Source organism: Catalinimonas locisalis (genome assembly GCF_038039535.1).
In the GTDB taxonomy this organism is placed as follows: Bacteria; Bacteroidota; Bacteroidia; order Cytophagales; family Cyclobacteriaceae; genus Catalinimonas.
This window is the reverse complement of the sequence record NZ_JBBPHP010000014.1, coordinates 79,877-99,117: the sequence shown is the minus strand read 5'-3', so window position 1 is coordinate 99,117 and position 19,241 is coordinate 79,877. Positions and strand designations below refer to the sequence as shown.

General features: G+C 40.6%; 14 protein-coding genes. 6 read left to right on the top strand and 8 right to left on the bottom strand.

Annotation, left to right across the window (positions count from 1 at the left end; all coding sequences use genetic code 11):
* The first annotated feature begins 108 nt into the window (after positions 1-108).
* From WJR50_RS17805 to WJR50_RS17785, 5 genes are all read left to right on the top strand, one after another.
* Positions 109-1,239 (top strand): FecR family protein, encoded by a 1,131-nt coding sequence (locus WJR50_RS17805; protein WP_341294658.1) that lies wholly within the window; start codon positions 109-111, stop codon positions 1,237-1,239.
* 236 nt (positions 1,240-1,475) lie between these two features.
* Positions 1,476-4,757 carry a SusC/RagA family TonB-linked outer membrane protein gene (locus WJR50_RS17800; RefSeq protein WP_341294657.1) on the top strand — a complete coding sequence of 1,094 codons (3,282 nt, stop codon included), beginning with the start codon at positions 1,476-1,478 and terminating at the stop codon, positions 4,755-4,757.
* A gap of 12 nt (positions 4,758-4,769) precedes the next feature.
* The gene (locus WJR50_RS17795; RefSeq protein ID WP_341294656.1) at positions 4,770-6,461 is read left to right on the top strand and encodes a RagB/SusD family nutrient uptake outer membrane protein; all 1,692 of its coding nucleotides are present in this window, start codon (positions 4,770-4,772) and stop codon (positions 6,459-6,461) included.
* A 12-nt stretch (positions 6,462-6,473) separates the two neighbouring features.
* Positions 6,474-9,653 carry an FAD-dependent oxidoreductase gene (locus WJR50_RS17790; RefSeq protein WP_341294655.1) on the top strand — a complete coding sequence of 1,060 codons (3,180 nt, stop codon included), beginning with the start codon at positions 6,474-6,476 and terminating at the stop codon, positions 9,651-9,653.
* A 107-nt stretch (positions 9,654-9,760) separates the two neighbouring features.
* Positions 9,761-10,747, top strand: coding sequence for a hypothetical protein (locus WJR50_RS17785; protein WP_341294654.1), 987 nt, complete (start codon positions 9,761-9,763; stop codon positions 10,745-10,747).
* A 206-nt stretch (positions 10,748-10,953) separates the two neighbouring features.
* Here the strand turns inward: WJR50_RS17785 and WJR50_RS34215 are convergent, their stop codons facing one another.
* On the bottom strand, positions 10,954-11,100 hold the full coding sequence (locus WJR50_RS34215; protein ID WP_445223473.1) for a hypothetical protein: 147 nt from the start codon (positions 11,098-11,100) through the stop codon (positions 10,954-10,956).
* 300 nt (positions 11,101-11,400) lie between these two features.
* Between WJR50_RS34215 and WJR50_RS17780 the strand changes: the two genes are divergently transcribed.
* The gene (locus tag WJR50_RS17780; protein WP_341294653.1) at positions 11,401-12,018 is read left to right on the top strand and encodes an RtcB family protein; all 618 of its coding nucleotides are present in this window, start codon (positions 11,401-11,403) and stop codon (positions 12,016-12,018) included.
* 398 nt (positions 12,019-12,416) lie between these two features.
* Here the strand turns inward: WJR50_RS17780 and WJR50_RS17775 are convergent, their stop codons facing one another.
* The 7 genes from WJR50_RS17775 to WJR50_RS17745 all read right to left on the bottom strand — a co-directional run bounded on the left by WJR50_RS17775 (position 12,417) and on the right by WJR50_RS17745 (position 19,215).
* A complete protein-coding gene (locus WJR50_RS17775) occupies positions 12,417-12,824 on the bottom strand; it encodes a hypothetical protein (protein ID WP_341294652.1) in 408 nt (135 codons plus the stop codon).
* 14 nt (positions 12,825-12,838) lie between these two features.
* Complete coding sequence (locus WJR50_RS17770; RefSeq protein WP_341294651.1) at positions 12,839-14,581, bottom strand: T9SS type A sorting domain-containing protein; 1,743 nt, start codon at positions 14,579-14,581, stop codon at positions 12,839-12,841.
* A gap of 6 nt (positions 14,582-14,587) precedes the next feature.
* Positions 14,588-15,661 carry a right-handed parallel beta-helix repeat-containing protein gene (locus WJR50_RS17765; RefSeq protein ID WP_341294650.1) on the bottom strand — a complete coding sequence of 358 codons (1,074 nt, stop codon included), beginning with the start codon at positions 15,659-15,661 and terminating at the stop codon, positions 14,588-14,590.
* A gap of 96 nt (positions 15,662-15,757) precedes the next feature.
* A complete protein-coding gene (locus WJR50_RS17760) occupies positions 15,758-16,756 on the bottom strand; it encodes a vWA domain-containing protein (protein ID WP_341294649.1) in 999 nt (332 codons plus the stop codon).
* A 17-nt stretch (positions 16,757-16,773) separates the two neighbouring features.
* Positions 16,774-17,955 carry an OmpA family protein gene (locus WJR50_RS17755; RefSeq protein WP_341294648.1) on the bottom strand — a complete coding sequence of 394 codons (1,182 nt, stop codon included), beginning with the start codon at positions 17,953-17,955 and terminating at the stop codon, positions 16,774-16,776.
* 35 nt (positions 17,956-17,990) lie between these two features.
* The gene (locus WJR50_RS17750; RefSeq protein WP_341294647.1) at positions 17,991-18,485 is read right to left on the bottom strand and encodes a putative outer membrane beta-barrel protein; all 495 of its coding nucleotides are present in this window, start codon (positions 18,483-18,485) and stop codon (positions 17,991-17,993) included.
* A 76-nt stretch (positions 18,486-18,561) separates the two neighbouring features.
* Positions 18,562-19,215, bottom strand: coding sequence for a hypothetical protein (locus WJR50_RS17745; protein ID WP_341294646.1), 654 nt, complete (start codon positions 19,213-19,215; stop codon positions 18,562-18,564).
* Positions 19,216-19,241: the final 26 nt, after the last annotated feature.

Genomic DNA, 19,241 nt, shown 5'->3' with positions numbered 1-19,241 from the left:
ACCTTCTTTCCAGCACTTTGAAAGATGAAGAAAAAAAATTAAAAATTTTTTAAGAAATAATGGATAACTATTCTGCATTTCTGACTCTTGGTAGTAAAGAGTCCCGGAATGGATTATAAACAATATAGTGTAGAAGATTTTGTCCTGGATCAAAGATTCAGAAAATGGGTGTTAAATCCTGATCAAGACGCTCGTGCTTTCTGGACTCAGTGGTTAGATGAGCACCCGCAAAAAGCAGAAACGGTAAAGCAAGCCATTGAATTGCTCAGACAAATACCTGTGCAGCAAAATAGCCTCAGTGAGCAGCAAATGGCATCCATCTCTAAGGCCATAGAAGAAGGTATAGATTTGTGGGAAGAAAGCGAACAAAAGCCAGCAGAGAAAGAAAAGACTGTTCCCATCAGTGCTTATGCAATGACCCGGCAAAAGCTTGAGACTAAAAAACGCAAAAAAACGGGATACAGGTCATTATGGGTTAAGATTGCAGCCTCAGTTGTATTTTTACTGGGTATGCTGTATGTATTTTATGATGACATACAACATCAAGAGCAGGAGCCCGAAATAGTTTATGAGGAAGTAATAAAGGAAAATCCTAAAGGACAAAAGCTGACAGTCTTTTTATCTGATGGTACCAAGGTAGTGCTGAATGCCGGAAGTAAGCTGAGTTTTACCAAACCATTTCATCCTGAAAGAAGGAGAGTAACTTTACAAGGAGAAGCTTTTTTTGAAGTAGTGAAAGATTCCTTACGACCATTTCAGGTAGTAAGTGATGTAATCACTACTACAGCCCTGGGTACGAGTTTTAACATTGCTGCTTATCCAAATGATCAGCACATACATGTATCATTAACGAGTGGCAAAGTAAAAGTGGATTACCAGCAAACTACGGAAAACCAAAAACCGGAAGTATATTATCTGGTACCTGGAGAGCAATTGGGCTACGATAAAGAAAACCAAAGTTTATCTAAAGCACCTTTTGATACTGATAAAGTGCTTGCCTGGAAAGAAGGAATAATTCATCTGGAGAATAAAGATCAGGAAGCTGTAATTAAAACACTGGAAAGGTGGTATGGAGTACAAATTGAAATAGAAGGAAAAAGTGCTACTGCCTGGAGTGTGACTGCTAAATTTAACAACCAATCACTTAAGAGTGTGCTTACTTCTCTAAGTTATACTATGGGATTTGAGTTTGAAATCAAAGAAAATCGTGTCTTAATCAAATATCCTACTAATACTTAAACCTAAATCTAATGAAATACACTGATACAGGCTAACAAAAGCAGCCCCGACTGGAAGTCCCTGACTGGAAGTCCCTGACTGGAAGTCCACCACACGGCATCCCCTAATCAGGGCTGCTAAATACTTCTTTCTCTTGAATAAAACCATGAAGTAGGCAAAATGGCAAGTTGTCAATCAAGGTTTTTGCCAGAGAAAAAAGCTTCGTTCATGATAATCTACTAAAACAACCTAAAGATATGAAAAAGGTCTTTACCAGGATACTTATGTCTTCATTTTATGGCATACTCATACAAATAAGCTTGGGTAATCTTCTGCTGGCCATTACGCCAAGCAACGCCCAGGAACCTGCCAGCACAAAGGAAATCCACCTTAGTCTGGAGTTGGAAAATGCTGATCTGCTTACCATATTTAATAAAATAGAACAACTCACTGAATTTAACTTTGTCTACAACAGTAAAGATATAGATAAGGGTATTACATTAAATAATAATTATTCAAATACCCCTCTCTACGACATACTCATTGATATTTCCAGACATACAAAACTCGGTTTTAAACGAGTGAATACTAATATCAATGTCAAAAAATTACCAAAGGGAGAGCCAGCCACCGTTACTGAAGAAGTGGCAGCCATTACCGTCTCTGGAACCGTAACCTCTCAGGTAGAAGGAGAAGGCCTGCCAGGAGTCAATGTTATGGTGAAAGGAAGCAACATAGGAACCATTACTGATATTGATGGGAATTATAATCTCAATGTACCTAATAATGATGATATTTTGGTGTTTTCTTCCATTGGATACACTACACAGGAGGTACCAGTAAATGGAAGAACCAGCATTGATGTAGCAATGGCTGAAGATGTACAGAGTTTGGAAGAAATAGTGGTAGTAGGATATGGAACAGCTAAAAAAGAAGATTTAACCGGAGCTATTGCTTCAGTTGATATTGAAAACTCCAGAGATATTCCCAATGCAAATGCCGTTCAGTCTTTGAGAGGAACGGTTGCAGGAGTAGTGGTTACTGACAATGGGCGGCCTGGTTCTGATGCTTCTATCCAGATACGTGGCAGAAACTCTATTTCAGCAAGTAATCAACCCTTGATCGTATTGGATGGGGTGATCTATGCAGGAGGACGACTTTCCGATATTAATCCGGGAGATATAGAATCCATTCATGTCTTGAAAGATGCAAGTTCTACTGCCATTTATGGTTCACTCGCTGCAAACGGAGTAATAGAGATTACCACCAAAAAAGGAGCGTACGGTAAACCACGTTTATCATTAAATACATATTACGGGTTTTCTGATTATGCCCAGGTTCCTGATTTTTTGAATGCCCAGGAATTTCTGGATTTTCGTAAAGATGCAGAAGCTGCTGATAATGGACCAATACCCTTTTCTGCCACAGAGCAAGCAAACATAGATGCCGGAAGAAGCATTGAGCCATTTGAAGAAATCAGGCAGGAGGCACCTGTATATAATGGCGAATTAAGTGTTTCTGGCAGAACTGAGTTTGTAAGTTACTATGTTTCTGGTTCCTATATCAACTCTAAATCTCCTGTTGCTGGTGATAATTTTAGTCGTCTTGCAGGCAGGGTTAATCTCAATGTAGCCGCTACAGAATGGTTGAATATAGGATTAAACTCTGGTTATTCATCTCGTGACAACTCAGGAAACAGGGCTGACCTTGGTGCTGCCAGCTGGTTAAGTCCCTGGGCAAGTTTATATTATGATGATGGTGTACCGAGGAAGCAACCACAAGATGTTGGCCTGGTTGCTAACCCAATGTTTTCTACCATATGGAATAACAGAGAAGATAAATCAGCTACCCTTTTTGTCAATTCATTTGCTGAAGTCACCCTGCTTGAGGGACTTACCTACAAACTTAATGTAGGGTATACGCAAAGAAATGATCATGAATATATTTACAGGCCTTCCTATGATAGAGAAGAGTTCTTTAACCTTGGCTCAGGCAGTAAGGAGCATTTTGAGTCTCATAACCTAACCTTGGAGAATATTTTGCAGTATTCCCGATTCATAACTGATGATCATCAGGTAAACGCCACGCTCATGTATGGGTTTTATGAGACTAATGATGAAACTTCTTTCTTATCAAGCCAGAATATTTTCAATGATGCCCTGGGGTGGAATGCCTTGGAAATAGGCGAAAACTTCAATATTGCCACCGCAGCAGGCGAAAGCACCCAACTATCTGCCATGGGAAGACTCGGTTACCGATACAAAAGTCGCTATATACTTGATGTGAGTTTAAGAAGAGACGGATACTCAGCGTTTGGAGAAGGTAGAAAATATGGACTCTTTCCCGCTGTCGGATTAAGCTGGAATATGATAGAGGAAAGCTTCTTATCTGATGTTCAGTTTCTGGATAACCTGAAACTAAGACTTTCCTGGGGTAAAAATGGTAACAGAGGTGTAGACAGATATTCTTCCTTGAGTGAAATTGTTTCAACGAACTATGTCTTTGGTGACGCAGGAAACACGGCTGTTGGATTGTATCCAACTTCTTTTGCTAACCCCAATTTAGGTTGGGAAACCACTACCAGCACTAACTTTGGCGTTGATTTCGGTGTTCTGAATTCCAGATTAAGCGGCTCTGTTAACTATTATGTGAGTCATACCACAGACCTGCTCCTCCAGCAGCAAATCCCCAATACCAATGGTTATGACCAATTCTTAAGAAATGTGGGAGAGACAGAAAATAAAGGAATAGAAATTAGTCTTTCTTCTGTCAATCTGAACTTAGGGGATTTTCAATGGAATACCGGAGCAGCCTTTACACTAAACAGAAATAAAATTGTTAAACTTACCGGAAATGATATTGATGAAGATGGAATAGAAGATGATGACATAGCCAATGAATGGTTTATAGGTTATCCGCTTGGGGCTAATTATGATTATGTTTTTGATGGCATATATCAGGAAGGAGATGACTTTTCTGCTTTACCGGGCTCACAAGCTGGTCATATTAAGTTTAAAGATGTGAATGAAGATGGTGTAATCACGCCTGACGACAGGCAGGTATTGCACTCGGATCAGCCAGACTTTATCCTAGGCTTAACCAACACTTTCAGCTACAAAGGATTTAGTTTGATGACAGTTTTCAATTGGAGAAAGGGTGGTTACAGCTCTAATCAAGCTTTGAATCTGGGAAGGAATTTCTATTATGAGGCAAATGTTTACGATATCCCGTATTGGACTCCTGAAAACGCTATCAATGACTGGCCTATCATCAATTATGGCAACCCACTGGCATGGGGCTTTTATCAGAACAGAAGTTATGTAAGACTTCAGGATGTATCTCTTGGATACACTTTTCCTCAGGCAATTGTGGAAAAGGTCAGTATCAGCGGACTTAAGATCTACCTAAGTGGTAAAAACCTGTTTACCTGGACCGACTGGATAGGTTGGGATCCCGAACATGGTGCCGGAGGAATCAGCCCTGGTAACAACGGACCATTAATGAAGACTTATACTGTAGGCCTAAATGTTCAATTTTAATCTAAGTATATCATGAATAATATAAAATTATTGTTGACTTCAGTTTTTGTTATGGGTCTGCTGGTATCCTGTGATGAATCGTATTTGGATGAGGTGCCAAAGGATCAATTTAGCCCAGAAAATGTACTGGAAAATGAAGCAGGATATGAGGCAGTTGTGGTCAGTTTATACGATGCTGCCAGAGAAGAACATCTTGTTGCATCCGGCAACTTTGAGTATATGACTGTGGGAACCGATCTGGCCCGATGGGGCAGATATGATAGCCGGGGCTTGAAGGATTATACCCTTCTCAATTCAAACTATGATGCAGCACGAATTTATTGGGATTGGGCTTACGAGCAAATGATTGTTCGTACTAACCTTATCCTGGACGACATTGATAATGTTGATTTTGATCCAAGTGCAAAGGATAATATCAAAGGTCAGGCCTTGTTTTTCCGGGGCTACACGTACAACTTCCTGGTTAACATTTATGGAGGGGTTCCCATTGTAGATACACGGTTAATAGAACCAAAATTTGATTTTTCCAGGTCCAACCGGGAAGAAGTGTTAAGGTTTATTGCCGATGATTTAGAGCAGGCTACTCAACTTTTACCCATTGAAGTAGAAGATGGCAGGGTCTCCAAAGCAGCTGCTTACCATCTATTAAGCGAAGTTTATATTTCGCTAGGTCTTGAAACCGGAAATAATTCCTATTATGATGATGCCATTGAGGCTGCTAGTATGGTGATTGACAAACAAGTTGGAGACTATGAGATCATGACTAGCAGATTCGGGCCGGCAAGCGGTGAACCTGGTGATGTTTTTTCAGACCTACATTCCTGGGGACAGGTCAACAGATCTTCGGGTAATAAAGAAGTAATCTTTGCCTGGCAAATGGAATCTTTTACGATTGGTGGTGGAAACGGAAATAACTGGCCACGATACTGGGCTCCTGAATATGATAAGATAGTCTCCCCTAATGGTTTTGGGAATAGTGCGGCAGATTCATTGGTAAGAGGTATTGGCGTGAATTCGCCTACCAACTTCGTTAAATATGATATGTGGTCCCTGGACTGGAGTGATATGAGGAATTCTGAATATAATATCAGGAGAACATTTTACTACAATAACCCGGCAGATCCGGAATACTTTAGGCAACCCATTAGAACAGCACATGGTGCTGATGGAAAATTATATATTGTAGAAAATGACGGGGTGACATTAACCGATATAGAATTGGATACATTACGCCAATACTACCCCTGGATAAGAAAGATAGATGGAGAGCCATTTGAAGACAATGTCGCAGGAGGAAGAACTTCAAAAGACATTGTCAGAATGAGGTTAGCTGAAACCTACCTATTGAGAGCAGAAGCTTACTTTAGAAAAGGTAATTTGAGTGCTGCTGCCGATGATCTGAATGTTATTAGAGAACGCGCCAATGCTGTATTAATCAACCCGGCGAATGTAACGGAAGATTTCATACTGGACGAAAGGGCGAGAGAACTTCTGGTAGAGGAACCAAGGCTAAGGACTTTGATCCGTATGGATAGACTGGTAGACAGGGTGAGAAAGTATAACTCCGCTCCTGATACTGAAGGAGGAGTTTCATCGGGGAATACGATTCAGGATCATAACAGATTATGGCCTATTCCTCAACATGTAATTGACGCCAATACTCAAGGTGAATTTCAACAGAACCCTGGTTACGCAGGTTCATAATCATTAATAATTATGAAAAGAAGAGACTTTTTAAATTTAACCATACCAGCCACTGGAGCTATTTTAATGACTCCCGGCTTAATGAACGCCAGAGTTTTAGAAGAGATAAATAGTCAGTTTTCTGCTCAGGCCAGTTTTGATGAATATGACATTGTGGTCAATGGGGCAGGTTTATCCGGATACTTTGCAGCTATACATGCAAGCAAACAGGGCAAAAAAGTATTAATTGTGGATAAAAGAACCAGCCCTGGCTATGACATTGCTGCCAAAAATAAATTGTGGCTAGGTGCCGAAGGATTTGATGACTTTCGTCCTGAACTTCAACAATTATTTTTGCCATCTGATGAAAAGCAGGAATCTCAAAGAACTGGGGGGAGAGGTTATGGAAACAGCCTTTTTGGAGATGAAGTACTCCTTTTTTCTGGAAGTATCCGAAAAGGGTTACTGCGCAATCTGTTGGTGAATAAAGTTCACATCCTTTTGATGACTGATGTTTGCGGCGTCCTCACTGACAACGAAAATATACAGGGCGTACTCCTGGCTGGTAAACACGGTATGCATGCTGTTAAATGCAGAAGCTTTATTGATGCTTCCGACCAGGTATTATTTAGCCGAGGCATTCTGGATGAAAATTACAAAGTAGACCGAGCTGGCTTTGTACTGGAACTGTCAGATGTTGATCAACCCAAGAAAAAGGAAGTCAAAGTTTCAAGTGATTATGGCCTACATGAAAACACACTGAAATTCCATCAGGGAAAACTCTCTGATAGTCAATCCTTTATTGAATTTGAATTTCCTGTAAATTCACAAAAACCTGAAGAAATAGAACATCAGGCGAGGTTAATATCAGCAAAACTGGGAGAAAATTTGAGTAGCCTGGATACTTCTCTTCAAAAAGCTCAGATCAATCAATTCCCTTTAGAAACTTCTATTTTCTTGTCAGATGAAACTTTGCCATCAACCCAATTGAAGGGGCATTATCTGCTGGCCAATTCCTCTGCCTACTTAAGCGGTAAAAAAGTAACAGAATTAGAAGCAAGTGCGAAGCAACTGGTGGATAGCATAAAGTACGCTAAAACCAACGCAAAAACTAAGTCTGTACTGACTATTGGGAATGTGATTCCTATTGCAAATCTGCATATCACAGACATGGAAGAACCGGGGCTGGCTGTTCCTTTGAAAAATGTTACGTTTGATTTTGCGAAACTTGTCAAAAATAAAGAACAGTGTCAGGTGCTGGTAGCCGGAGGCGGTACTGGAGGTGCCTTTGCCGCTATTGGCTCCGCCGAAAAAGGAGCTAATACTATTGTGGTGGATTATTTCAATGATCTGGGAGGTACTAAAACTATGGGGGGTGTGATGGGATACTACCATGGCGTTACCACCAACAAATTTTTCAAAAAGCAAAGTGATGATGCCGAAAGACTCGCTTTTGAAACCAACATGAGCAAAAAGACAGGCAGAAAATTATACCATCTTACCAGTATGCTGAACGCCGACGGACGGTTTTTAGGGGGAGCGATCATGTGCAATACATTGGTTGACAAAAATACTGTCAAAGGCATACTGGTGTGTCGTAATGGTAAATTGGAAGCCATTGAGAGCCAAATTACCATTGACGCTACCGGAGACGGAGACATTGCTGCTTTTGCAGGCGCACCTTTTTTTATAGGCAATTCTCGCACCGGCGAGACCCAGAACTATAGCCAGTGGGACATTGGAGGCGTTAACATGCCTTCACCCACCAACCGGGATTATGATGTGATAGACAATACCAAAATATCTGAATTGCAACGCGGATTGTTTTTGTCACATTACGAAGCCCACTTTTATGAGTTCCATCCTATGCTGACAGTCAGGGAATCGCGAAGAATTGAGGGAGAATATGTATTGAATTATCTGGACGCTGCCGAAGGCACCCACTTTAAAGATGTAATATCCCTTACCAGCAGCGATTTTGATCCGCATAACGTGGGCTCGTCCGAATTTACGAAATGTGGTTTTTTGCTTCCTCATTCCAATGACATCGTGGTTGAAATTCCCTACCGAAGCATTGTACCTAAGACTTTGGATGGTTTGTTGATTTCCGGGAGAGGCATTAGCCAAACCCACAATGCATTGCAATTTACCCGAATGACGGCTGATATCATTGTACTAGGCTATCTTACCGGACAAATAGCAGCAGACTTAGCCTGGAACAATACCCAGCCCCGAAATTATGATATTTCCCGACTTCAAAAAGAATGGGCAGATCTGGGATATTTACCGGCCAATTATACCCGGGAGTCTACCTGGAATTTGAGGGAAAACGATGAAGAAATCCAGAGAAGAATTATGCATCTGGCCAATGGAGAAAGGGAATACCTATTTGAATGCAGTAAATTACCAAAAGAAAAAGCCCTCCCTGTATTGCTAGAATACTTCAACAGTACTGTGAATACTGAAGTGGAGTTTGTAGGTGAAGGAAAGCTGTTGACAGCCAAAGCTCTGGCTTGGTTTGGCAACCCTGTTGGTAATGACCTAATTGTAGATGAGTTAAAAAAATTGTTTGCTCAGGAACAAGCAGAAGGTTACCCTGGTGGTTATGTAGACAATTATGATTTTATCAGGGGTAGAGAAAAGAATGTATTGGAAGGCTTGTTCTGGCGGATCAATCAGAATATAGGTTTGCTTGCCATGTCCGGAGATCCCAAAAGCAATCCAACCATCAGGCACATTATTGATAATACGGTTTCAGGAGGAGGTATGGTAGAACGTTCCAATGCTTATTACAATGGCAGGATTGATTTAAAAATCATTCCTTTCTATAATAGAATCCTGAACTTATGTTTTTACGCGGAGCGGATACCTGATGCTTCATTTATTCCGGCTTTTGAGCAACTGCTTCGGGATGAAAACATCAAAGGTTACATCACAGAAGATTATGATAAGGTGCGCTGGAGAGCGTACGGAGGCTTTTTAGAAATTGCTATTGCTTCGGCACTGGCTCGTTGTGGGGGTAAAACTGGTTATATGTTACTGGCTGACTATCTGGAAGATATTCATCATTTTAACAAGGCGTTTGCTGTCAAAGAGTTAACAGAACTGACACAGAAAGATCATGGTTTTAATGCCAAAGCATGGAAAAAATATGTGGGTAGCTTACAATATCCCAGACCAGGCAAAAAGCTTGTTAAAGAAGTAGAAGTATAATTTTTATAATCATGATAATCAGTCGGATTTTATTTCTCCTGTACTTATGCTTTTTGTTAATCTGGGATTCAGATGAAGTTTATTTCCAAAGTAGCGCTCTGAAAAACTTGAATCTATCACCTTTACCTGGTGAATATTGTATCCTTGATGATCAAGATGAAAAAGTAGAAATAAAAGGATTGCAAGATGAAAATGGCATCGTGTACTGGTATAGAAAATTAAAAACTCCGGTATGTCTGACTGGTGAATGTAAGTTGATTGAAATTGGCATTTATTGGGATTGTACCGGCAGTTTTCGTGGGCTTGAAGTATATGGAGAACATCTAACCAAAACTGACCACAGTGACTTTTCTCAGCAGGATTATGACCAATTGATGAGTATTTTGCAAAATGATTGGTCTATCCTGCGAGAATATGAGCTTTCAGAATTGGTAGATGATCCATATGCTGATGCTGAGGTAGATGGTGCAACAGGAGCAACCAAAAAGGAAATAGCTGATGAAGCTGTGGATGATGCGGTGTATACCACCTACACCATCTGGCACCTGATTCATGTAGGAGAGAAAGAACAACTGGCAGCCCTTACCTTAACTGAATTAAAAAGTGATGATGAGCTTATGAGTAAGCTCTTGAAGAGTAGTAAAAAAGAATACAGCTACTTCTTACTCGATTTGCTCGCACAAGGAAAACTGTCGCCTTCTCCCTTAACCGATTCATTAGTGATTAAGGGTTTAAATACAGAAGACGACCCTCATCTTAGTACACTGGTTTCCCAATCTTTAGCAAAATCTAATGTCAACAGCACCTTTATTCAAACTGAACTGGCTAAAATTTACCATCATGCTCCAATGAACGAAAAGTTGCAAATATTGTCTGCTCTAAAAGATATTAACACCATTGATCAAAGCTTATATGATGCTTTGAGTGAAGATATGGATATGGAAAATGAATGGTTTCTATTAAAGATCTTAGAAGTATTAAAAAGTGCCAGTCATCATTCAGATAAGGTAATTATTACAGCACAACAGTTGACAAAAAGTGAAAATTCTTTACTAAGACAATCAGCAACAGAGCTTTTGACCCGTGTGGATTAAAAGCATTAAAACCATAACTACCTCCAAAACATAGCATATTTGAGAAATTCTCACGAGCTATTTGGTAAAATAAAATCAAGTTTTACTAAGCGCATAGCCCCCTTAGGGTTAAGGGACAAAGGTTTCCAGGGGGCGCTCTATTTTCTTCATATTTTGTCCAGAATATGAAAATAAAGAAGGATATTAGACATTATTCTGATAATTTGTTAGGCGGTTCTGTTAGCAGTTCTTAAGTTATGCAGCCCACAGGCAATAAGCATGACTTGGTCGCGTATATTTTGGAAACGTAACCTGATCTTCTCTTTTACAAAGTTAAGTCTTTTAACCCCAGCCATCACATGTTCTACAGGCACTCTAATTTGGCTTAGGTCGGTATTCTCTTGTTTCTGCCGTTCAGTTATGATGACCTCTTTAGGTCAGGTCATGTAGATCCGAAAAGCGTTTTGGATGCTGCTCAGTCAATAACGCATTTTGGGGTGGTGGTCGTGATGAGTTTTTCGCTCTTCCTAAGGCGTTTGAGGAGAAAGTGCTTGATGATTACTTTTTGGGTGATGAAAGAAGCATGATGTTCGCCAGAACTCATTTTGGAACCCAGGGGGATGGTAATCACTTTTTTGTTTGTTGGCCAATCAAATCAGACGGGTGAAACTATCATGATTACCCATCATGGAAGCCGGGGGTTTGGCGCTAACCTCTACAAAAAAGGGATGAAGGTGGCTGAAAGCTTCAGAAAGCAGATTTCCCCACAAACAAGACCCACCAATACCTGGATTCCTTATGCTGAAGATCAGGGTAAGAAATATTGGGAGTCGCCTCAATTAGTTCGTAAGTGGACTAAGTTGAATCATCATGATATTCACGACAAAATTTGCGAAAAACTCAGGATTGATCCACTGGTTCGTTTCTGGAATGAACATAACTTTGTTTTCAAAGAGGGTGATACATTCTACCATGCCGAAGGGGCCACTCCCCTGGATGATAAGTTCGTACCTGATAGTCACAAACAGTTACGACTCATACCTTTAAATATGAGTGAACCGGTATTAATTGTTCGTGGTGTAACCACATCCAGAAACCTTGGTTTCGCTCCGCACGGAGCGGGCCGGAATATCAGCTGTACCAAGCATATCAGGAAGAAAACCGATCAATCTATTCAGGAAATATTTGAGGAAGAGACCAAAGGCCTGGATGTCCATTTTTTTCCTCAAATGTTGACATCTTTGAGTTGCCTTCTGCCTACAAAAATGCCCAAAACGTTCAGGAGCAGATGAAGGAGTTCGGATTAGGAGAGGTGGTTGATGAAATCCTTCCCTATGGATGCATTATGGCCGGAAACTGGCAAATGGATGCTCCCTGGAGAAAGAAGAAAATAAGACGACACTAGGATGTGTCTTCTTTTCAAATATGGAATTCCACCTAATAATTATGTGGGTCATGAAATTTGGTGAAAATTTGACAAAATCATTTTAGAAAAAAAACCTGCACCTACTGCTGCTAAAAGCAGCAGATAGGCACAGGCACTATCACACTACTACATTATTTTTGAGTGATAAACCAGCCCCTTCTCTAGTTTAAAATTTTACTGAAAAGAAGTGTAATAATATTAGACTACATTTATTGAAGTTCATGATGTGTAAATAACATGATGTTGTAGATTTTTAGAGTTCAATCAACTATTTAATGTGATTCTGTATGTGACAGTATTGCCTTTAAAATATTCATAGCTAAACTCCAGTACCATGCTGGTTTCGCTTATAGATACTATGGTTGCCATCACTTCTGTACTGCCATCTTCCAGTATAATGGTCTTTTCATCACTAGATAAAGTCCAGCTACCAGTATTAGCCAGGCCACTAAAATCCGGAATGCGCAAAGTGTATTGCCCTCCTACTGTAAATTCTACTTGTGCATTAGTTGTACTAACTGCGGTTCCATTAGTAGTAATACTACTTATAGTCCGGGGTAGTACAATCAATTCACGAGTAGTAGGTCCTTGAGGAGGATCAGGAGGTGGAGGGCAAGCATATACTCCCAAGAGAAGGAAGATAAATAAATATAGGGTTTTATAAGCTTTCATTTTATTCAGATTTATCATTGCTTGGAAAATTTCTTTCTGACCACTACATCATCTCCTCTTAGCATGATGAAATATATCCCTTGGGGAAGTGTACTTACATCAAAATCTGAATAGAAGAAGCCCCTATTACTGCCGAAAGGTGTTGAAGAAAGTACCTGTCCATTGCTATTAACAAACTCAATGGTAATATCACCCTCAATTAGCTGTGGTGGTATTTCTAACTTAACTCTATCATTTGCTGGAATCGGATAGAGCTTTATCTGCTGTGCAATGACCTCACTTAGGCCGGTAATACTGATTTCATTAGAAGCCTGGCTAACACAACTACCATTACTAGCCACTACATAATAGCTTCCAGCCTCAGTAACAGGTATTGTGTTACCCGTAGCGCCTGCAATGGGTTCATTATCTTTGTACCACTGTAGTTCAACTCCAGAACTCACTCCTTCAGCGATCAAGGACAGTTCATCAACATAGTCAGACTCATTGGAGCGGCGTATGGTAGGTGCTGCCGGAGCTTGTCGTTGGGCATCAATAGTTTCTTCTAATACAGTCGTACATCCATTAGCATCGCGCACCGTTATAGAATAGTTGCCTGCCACAAGTCCGGTGAAAGTATTGCTTTCCTGAAAATCTGAGTTATTCAAGCTATAGGTGTACCCCTCTTCCGCCCCTCCAGAGGCACTGACTTCAATTCGGCCATCAGCATCACTAGCACAGTCTACATCCTGAGCCTCTGCTATTTCCAGTACCAGTGGCTCAGGGGCAGTGATCGTAAAGCTTTGGCTTTCTACATAACTATCTACATTTCCACGAACATAGGCAGTATATGTACCTGCAGATAAACCTTCAAATACATTAGTAGAAGTAAAAATAGCACTATCTGTACTGATGCTGTAAAGTAATTCGCCTACCCCCCCTGAGGCTTCTATTGTTATAGAACCATTTTCTTCTCCTGCACAGGCAAGGTTATTTACCATTATAGTATCAATATCTATAGGAATGGTCTCAGTATAAGGTGTGATGTCAGTAGTGCTTACTAAACTACTTCTGTTATTGTCATCCGTAGCCCACACATACATGATATAGTTTTTCCCATTTTCCAAGGGTTCAACCGTTGCGGGAAACTCAAGGTCTACTATTGGTGCCGGATCTGGAATATTGTAGGTATACATACCTTCTCCTGCAATAGTATCTTCAGCTATATCGTAGTAATAATAATTGAGTGCTACAATATTTGACGGAGCATTATCATCTGCCACTACAAACGCTCGCTTTGTAACCAAAGACCATTTTCCATTAACATCTTTTGCCCGCATGTATAGCATGTGAATGCCCGGGTCAAGGCTGCCCAAATCGGCATCAAATTCTAAAGTGTCTAACCCAGAAGTGCCACTGACTTCAATGGCTTGGTTATTTCCAAAGCCTGCATCTGAGTCAATAAAATATTCCGCAGCTACGATACCAATAGAGGTTAATGATTGACGATCTACTAAGAATGTTCTGTTGGTAGTCAGGCTCCATATTCCGTTTTCATCCTTGGCACGAACACCTAATACATGGATGCCCGAACTCAGATCAGCAAGTACAGCAGTGAACTCAAGGCTTAATTCATTTCCATTTTGAGAAATAGGTATAGAAATGTTTTGACCAAAACCGGCATCCTCATCTATAAAGTACTCTGCCGCAGTAATATTTTGAGCCCAAAGGCTAACTGGCAGGAGTACAATGATCATTAAAATACTTAACCATCTCATAATACTCTAGTTATGAGATTTAACTTTGATTACCACCCGCAAACCCTCGTTGGGTGTGCCTACACTGGCAGCATCTAGATCATAAATAGCAGGAATCGGAGGTAAACCAGATAATTTATAGGGTGTTACTCCTCCAAAAGCACCTAAATTTTCTCCATTGATGCCCTGCCCAATTGCTGGAGAATCAGATGCTAATTTAAACTCATTGTCAATAGAAGGGGCAGGGTTTACAAAAATATTTGCTTGTACTGCTCCGAAAATGTTACTACTAAGTGTATTACCTGTAGAGTTTTCTGGTATCACAGCTTCCTGCGTGGTCGTAAAAAGATTGTTCTTTACATTATTATTATCGCAATCATTTAAAATTCCTTGTGCAAAAATATTATTTTGAATAGTTGCACCATGAACTCGATACAGGCCACTCCCAAAGGTGTTATTCTCAATTACAGTATTAACTAAACTAACATTATCAATACCATAAATTGAGACAAGATTTCTAGTTACGACTATAATGTTGTTTCTTATGATTGTTCTACTTGCTTCTTGATAAATTCTGATAGGGTAATCATTTGTGTTAAAGTAATTCTGGGAGATTAAAGTATTACTAGCATTAGAAACATATATAGCCTCAATAACATTGCGTTCTAACCTAACATCACTTGGCCCACTAGTTCCATCACTACCATCAAAACGATCATTATTGATTGTTATATAACTACTATTGTTTCCAATATTCATCCCACTTATGGTAGTTCCGTCAGCTCCCTCACCAACAATCATTCTATATACAAATGCTGCTTGTTTGACAGCCTGAGTTTCTTCATTTTCACCTAAGAAATATCCTGGGCCTATTATTGTAAGGGTTTTATTAATTCTTATTACTGTCCTGTTGTCATCATAATAATTCGGGGAGCCGACTACATAGATAGTATCACCAGACTCGGCATTATTGATAGCATCCTGTAATTTGATATAATCAGCTGATGAATCGGGATTGTTATCTACCCGGATCACGGTAGCCTGAGCCATGGTAGAAAACAAAATTCCTGCAAATAATAGAAAGTAGAATGATAGTTTCATGATAATTGAATTTTGATAGTGTGTATTAATTGAATAAATGTTAATTTCTAAGTATTCTTTTTTATTAAGGATATGAGGGTTTTTAGTAACTCATCGTCAAGGAATTTTCACTTCAAAGGGCACAGTAAACTGACTTCCGTCAGCAAGGGTAATGACCATCTCAGCTACAAAAGAGGTATTGCTACTCCATACGCCTGAAGAAATGTTTGCTTCCCACAGCGTCTGATAGTATAGGGCATTACCACTGAGCAAATCCCCCAAGGTTCCAAACATGGTGATGAGTTGCTCGGTCTCTTCTGCCCACATAAAAGCACCACCAGTATTTGCCGCAATGGTAGACAACACGCCGAAATCAACATCTCTGCTTAATCCTATTGTGTAGATTTGAACATTCATGTCAGAAGCATAGTCAGTGAGTTGCTGAATACTTACTCCCCCCTCAGTATCCTGTCCATCGGTAAACAGGATGATTGCTTTGTTAGCACCTGGGGCATTTTCTTCAGTGTATCCTACCATGATATAGCTTGACCAGTACAGAGGAGTACCTCCTCCTTCTCTGTAAAGTAAGGCATTCAAACTACTGTTAAGCGTTGCAGTATCCTGTGTGTAGTCGGTATGAACTAGTAAGTCAGTAGGGTAGTCATCAGTAAAACTGGATACCAAAGCATAATCACTACTCCCTAGGGCGCCACAGAATATTTTGGCTGCTTCAATCCGAGAGTTGTCGGGGTCAGTATTCGTAATGCTACCGCTTTGGTCCAGTAGCAAGCTAGCCGCATAACTGCCTTTGGAGCTTGTCCTGGAAGCACCGACTTGAGTATTTGTGAAAACAATACTGTCACCAAAGAGAATACTGATACTTTCAACATCAAAATTACTACCTGTTAAGCCTCCGGCAAAATTACCTTGACCATCTACCACAAAAACATCCAGAGAAAGGGTTAAGGTTTCTCCATTTATGTCCAAAACATTAGTATTGATTACAGCTCCGCTGGGCTCACCATTCAGTCCACGATCAGGAATCAGATCGGCGTGATCCTCAAAGCAGGAGGTGCAAATAGCGGTTATTACCGATAATATGATTAGATTTTTCATGCGCTTTGATTTGTATTTTACTTTCCGAATTTGACTACCAGACCGACTTTAGGATAGGCTACACTTTCGTCTCCTATCTCTCCAAAGAACCCGAAGGTATTGTTCAGGTAATAGCGAATGCCTAGCAATAAACCAGGGTCAATTTCTTGCCAGCTAGTACTTTCACCAAGCTCCGTTTTCGTTATTTGTCTTCCCGTAAGCGCTGCTCCGGCATACAAATCCAGCTTACGCCCCAAATTAAAGTGGTAAGCCACCCGGGCACTCACTGCATAATATTCGTACAGAATGTCTTCAACTTCCGGAAAACCCCAGTGCATTGCTCCGGCCGTAATTCCGACGCCTATATTGTGGCCTATAGGAAGCTCAGCCATGAACATGACAGGAGGGATATTTATCTGATTGTTACGATAGCCGATGTCCACATTATCCAACCCAATACCCAGACCAATCACAAAATTCCCCCGGTGGAAGGATTCAGATGTTTTGAAAATCGGTACATTATCATTCCACCATTGGGCGAAATCAAATTTCTCTTTAACAGGTTTAGGGAAAGCTTTGACAGTACCATCGGAAAAGTAGATGGTATCCACCTTTTCTGTTTTGACAACCAAGGTATCATTATTGGTGAACTGTTGGTAGCGTACTTCTTCTTCGTCATAGTTAAGTACTACCGAGCCAATTCGCTTACGGCTGGTCAATACAATAATATCCTGGATTGTCTCAACGGCTTCAGGCTTGATCACCTCCATTTCTACCCTTCGGTTCTTAGCTCTTCCTTCAGAGGTACTGTTATCGGCTACAGGGTTATCACTCCCGAAGCCTTCACTGATGAGCCGGTCTGATTCAACACCCTTCTCCTCAAGATACTTTTGTACATTCTTTGCTCGATTTGAAGATAACTGTTTGTTGAAATTTTCATCGCCAGTATTATCAGCAAACCCCTGAATATAGAGATCAATGTTGGGAGCCTTTTGCATTAGGTTCACGACTTGATCCAGATAGGCCGTAGCCTGGGGCTCCAACTCAGCAGTCCCAAACTGGAAGTTGATATCACCCAGGTTAATCACCATATTTTCCACTGCTTCACCTGCATCCAGTTTCTGCAATATCTCCTGCACATCCGTTTCCGTTGTTTGTCCGTACAAAGAGCATGTAGCGACTGTTAACAGCAGTAATAAAGATGCTTTTAAGTAGCGCATAAGAGAAAGGTTGAAAGTATGTAACACAAGAGTGATTATAGCATAAAGCTAACGCCCATTTGTAATACCGAAACGCCGAAACCTAATTCACCATAGGCAGCAACTTTCGGGTTAAACTGATACCGTATGCCTCCAAAGATATCATAACCAAAGTCATTGATGTCGCTATAGCCACTATAGCGTTCACCACGGTATGAGACCGTTGTTATTCCAAAACCAATGAATGCACCAACATAAAGATCTAGCGCTTCATTTTCTATATCCAAGGCATCGGCGAAGTGAAAAGAACCTCTCGGACCAAAGTAAAATACGTTGATTCTTAAGGGATCATTAAAAATGTAGTTTCGTCGGTAGCCAGAGTAGCCAATAGCTCCCCCAATAGAAAGTTCCTCATTGACAAAATATTCTACGCTGCCGTTTAAAGAGACGGTACCGTATACACTTGAACCCAAGCCTATTCCAGTGTTTATCAACAAGTCCCCTTTTTCGTAAATCTTTTGTCCCTTGCTGGGAAGTGCGTATGCACACACCAATACGGTGATTAATAAAATTAACTTTTTCATAGTAGTATATAGTTAAATGGTTTGTGTAATAAATTTTTGAGGATCAGAGCTTGACACCTAGTGTTACCTGAAAGCCATCAAATTTTTGCAATCCGGGAATACTTAGCCCGGCTAAAGTAGCTCCGTCAACCCCGTTTAGTAAGCGACGGTATCCAGCTCCAGCAAAAATTTTCTCGGTAAGATCGTAAGTACCGAAAACCTGTAGCAGATCACTCATAGACATGATCCGCAGCCCAAACTTTTGGAAACTAGCGCCAAAGCGAGCGTAAAAGCCATACTTAAGATGATTGTAAAAGTCATCATTTAGGAAAAATTCTTCATCAAAAGAGTAGGTAAAGGGTTCAGAACTCAGCAGGGCACCGTATCCAAGAGCTGCGTAAACTTTGTAATGGTCAGCTTGATAACCACCGTACATGCCCGCAGCCCCGCTAAGCAAAACGTGAAAATTAAATTCATCGTCTACCAGTGAAGAGTAGAACGGATCATACATGTAGCTACCAGTAACGGATGTAGGTACGGCCAGGCCAATATCGAGCCCGTCTTTATCATAGAACGAAATAGTTCCGTCGGTAGCGAATTGCAGTGTAGCAAAGTCAGGCCCGGCGCTAAGCGAGAAAGCACCCTGGGCAGAGACAGTTGATTGGCCTATAATCAGTTGTGAAAAGACAAAGACAAGTAGTGTGATGTAAGCTTTCATGATTGTATGTTTTGTTGGTTGATATT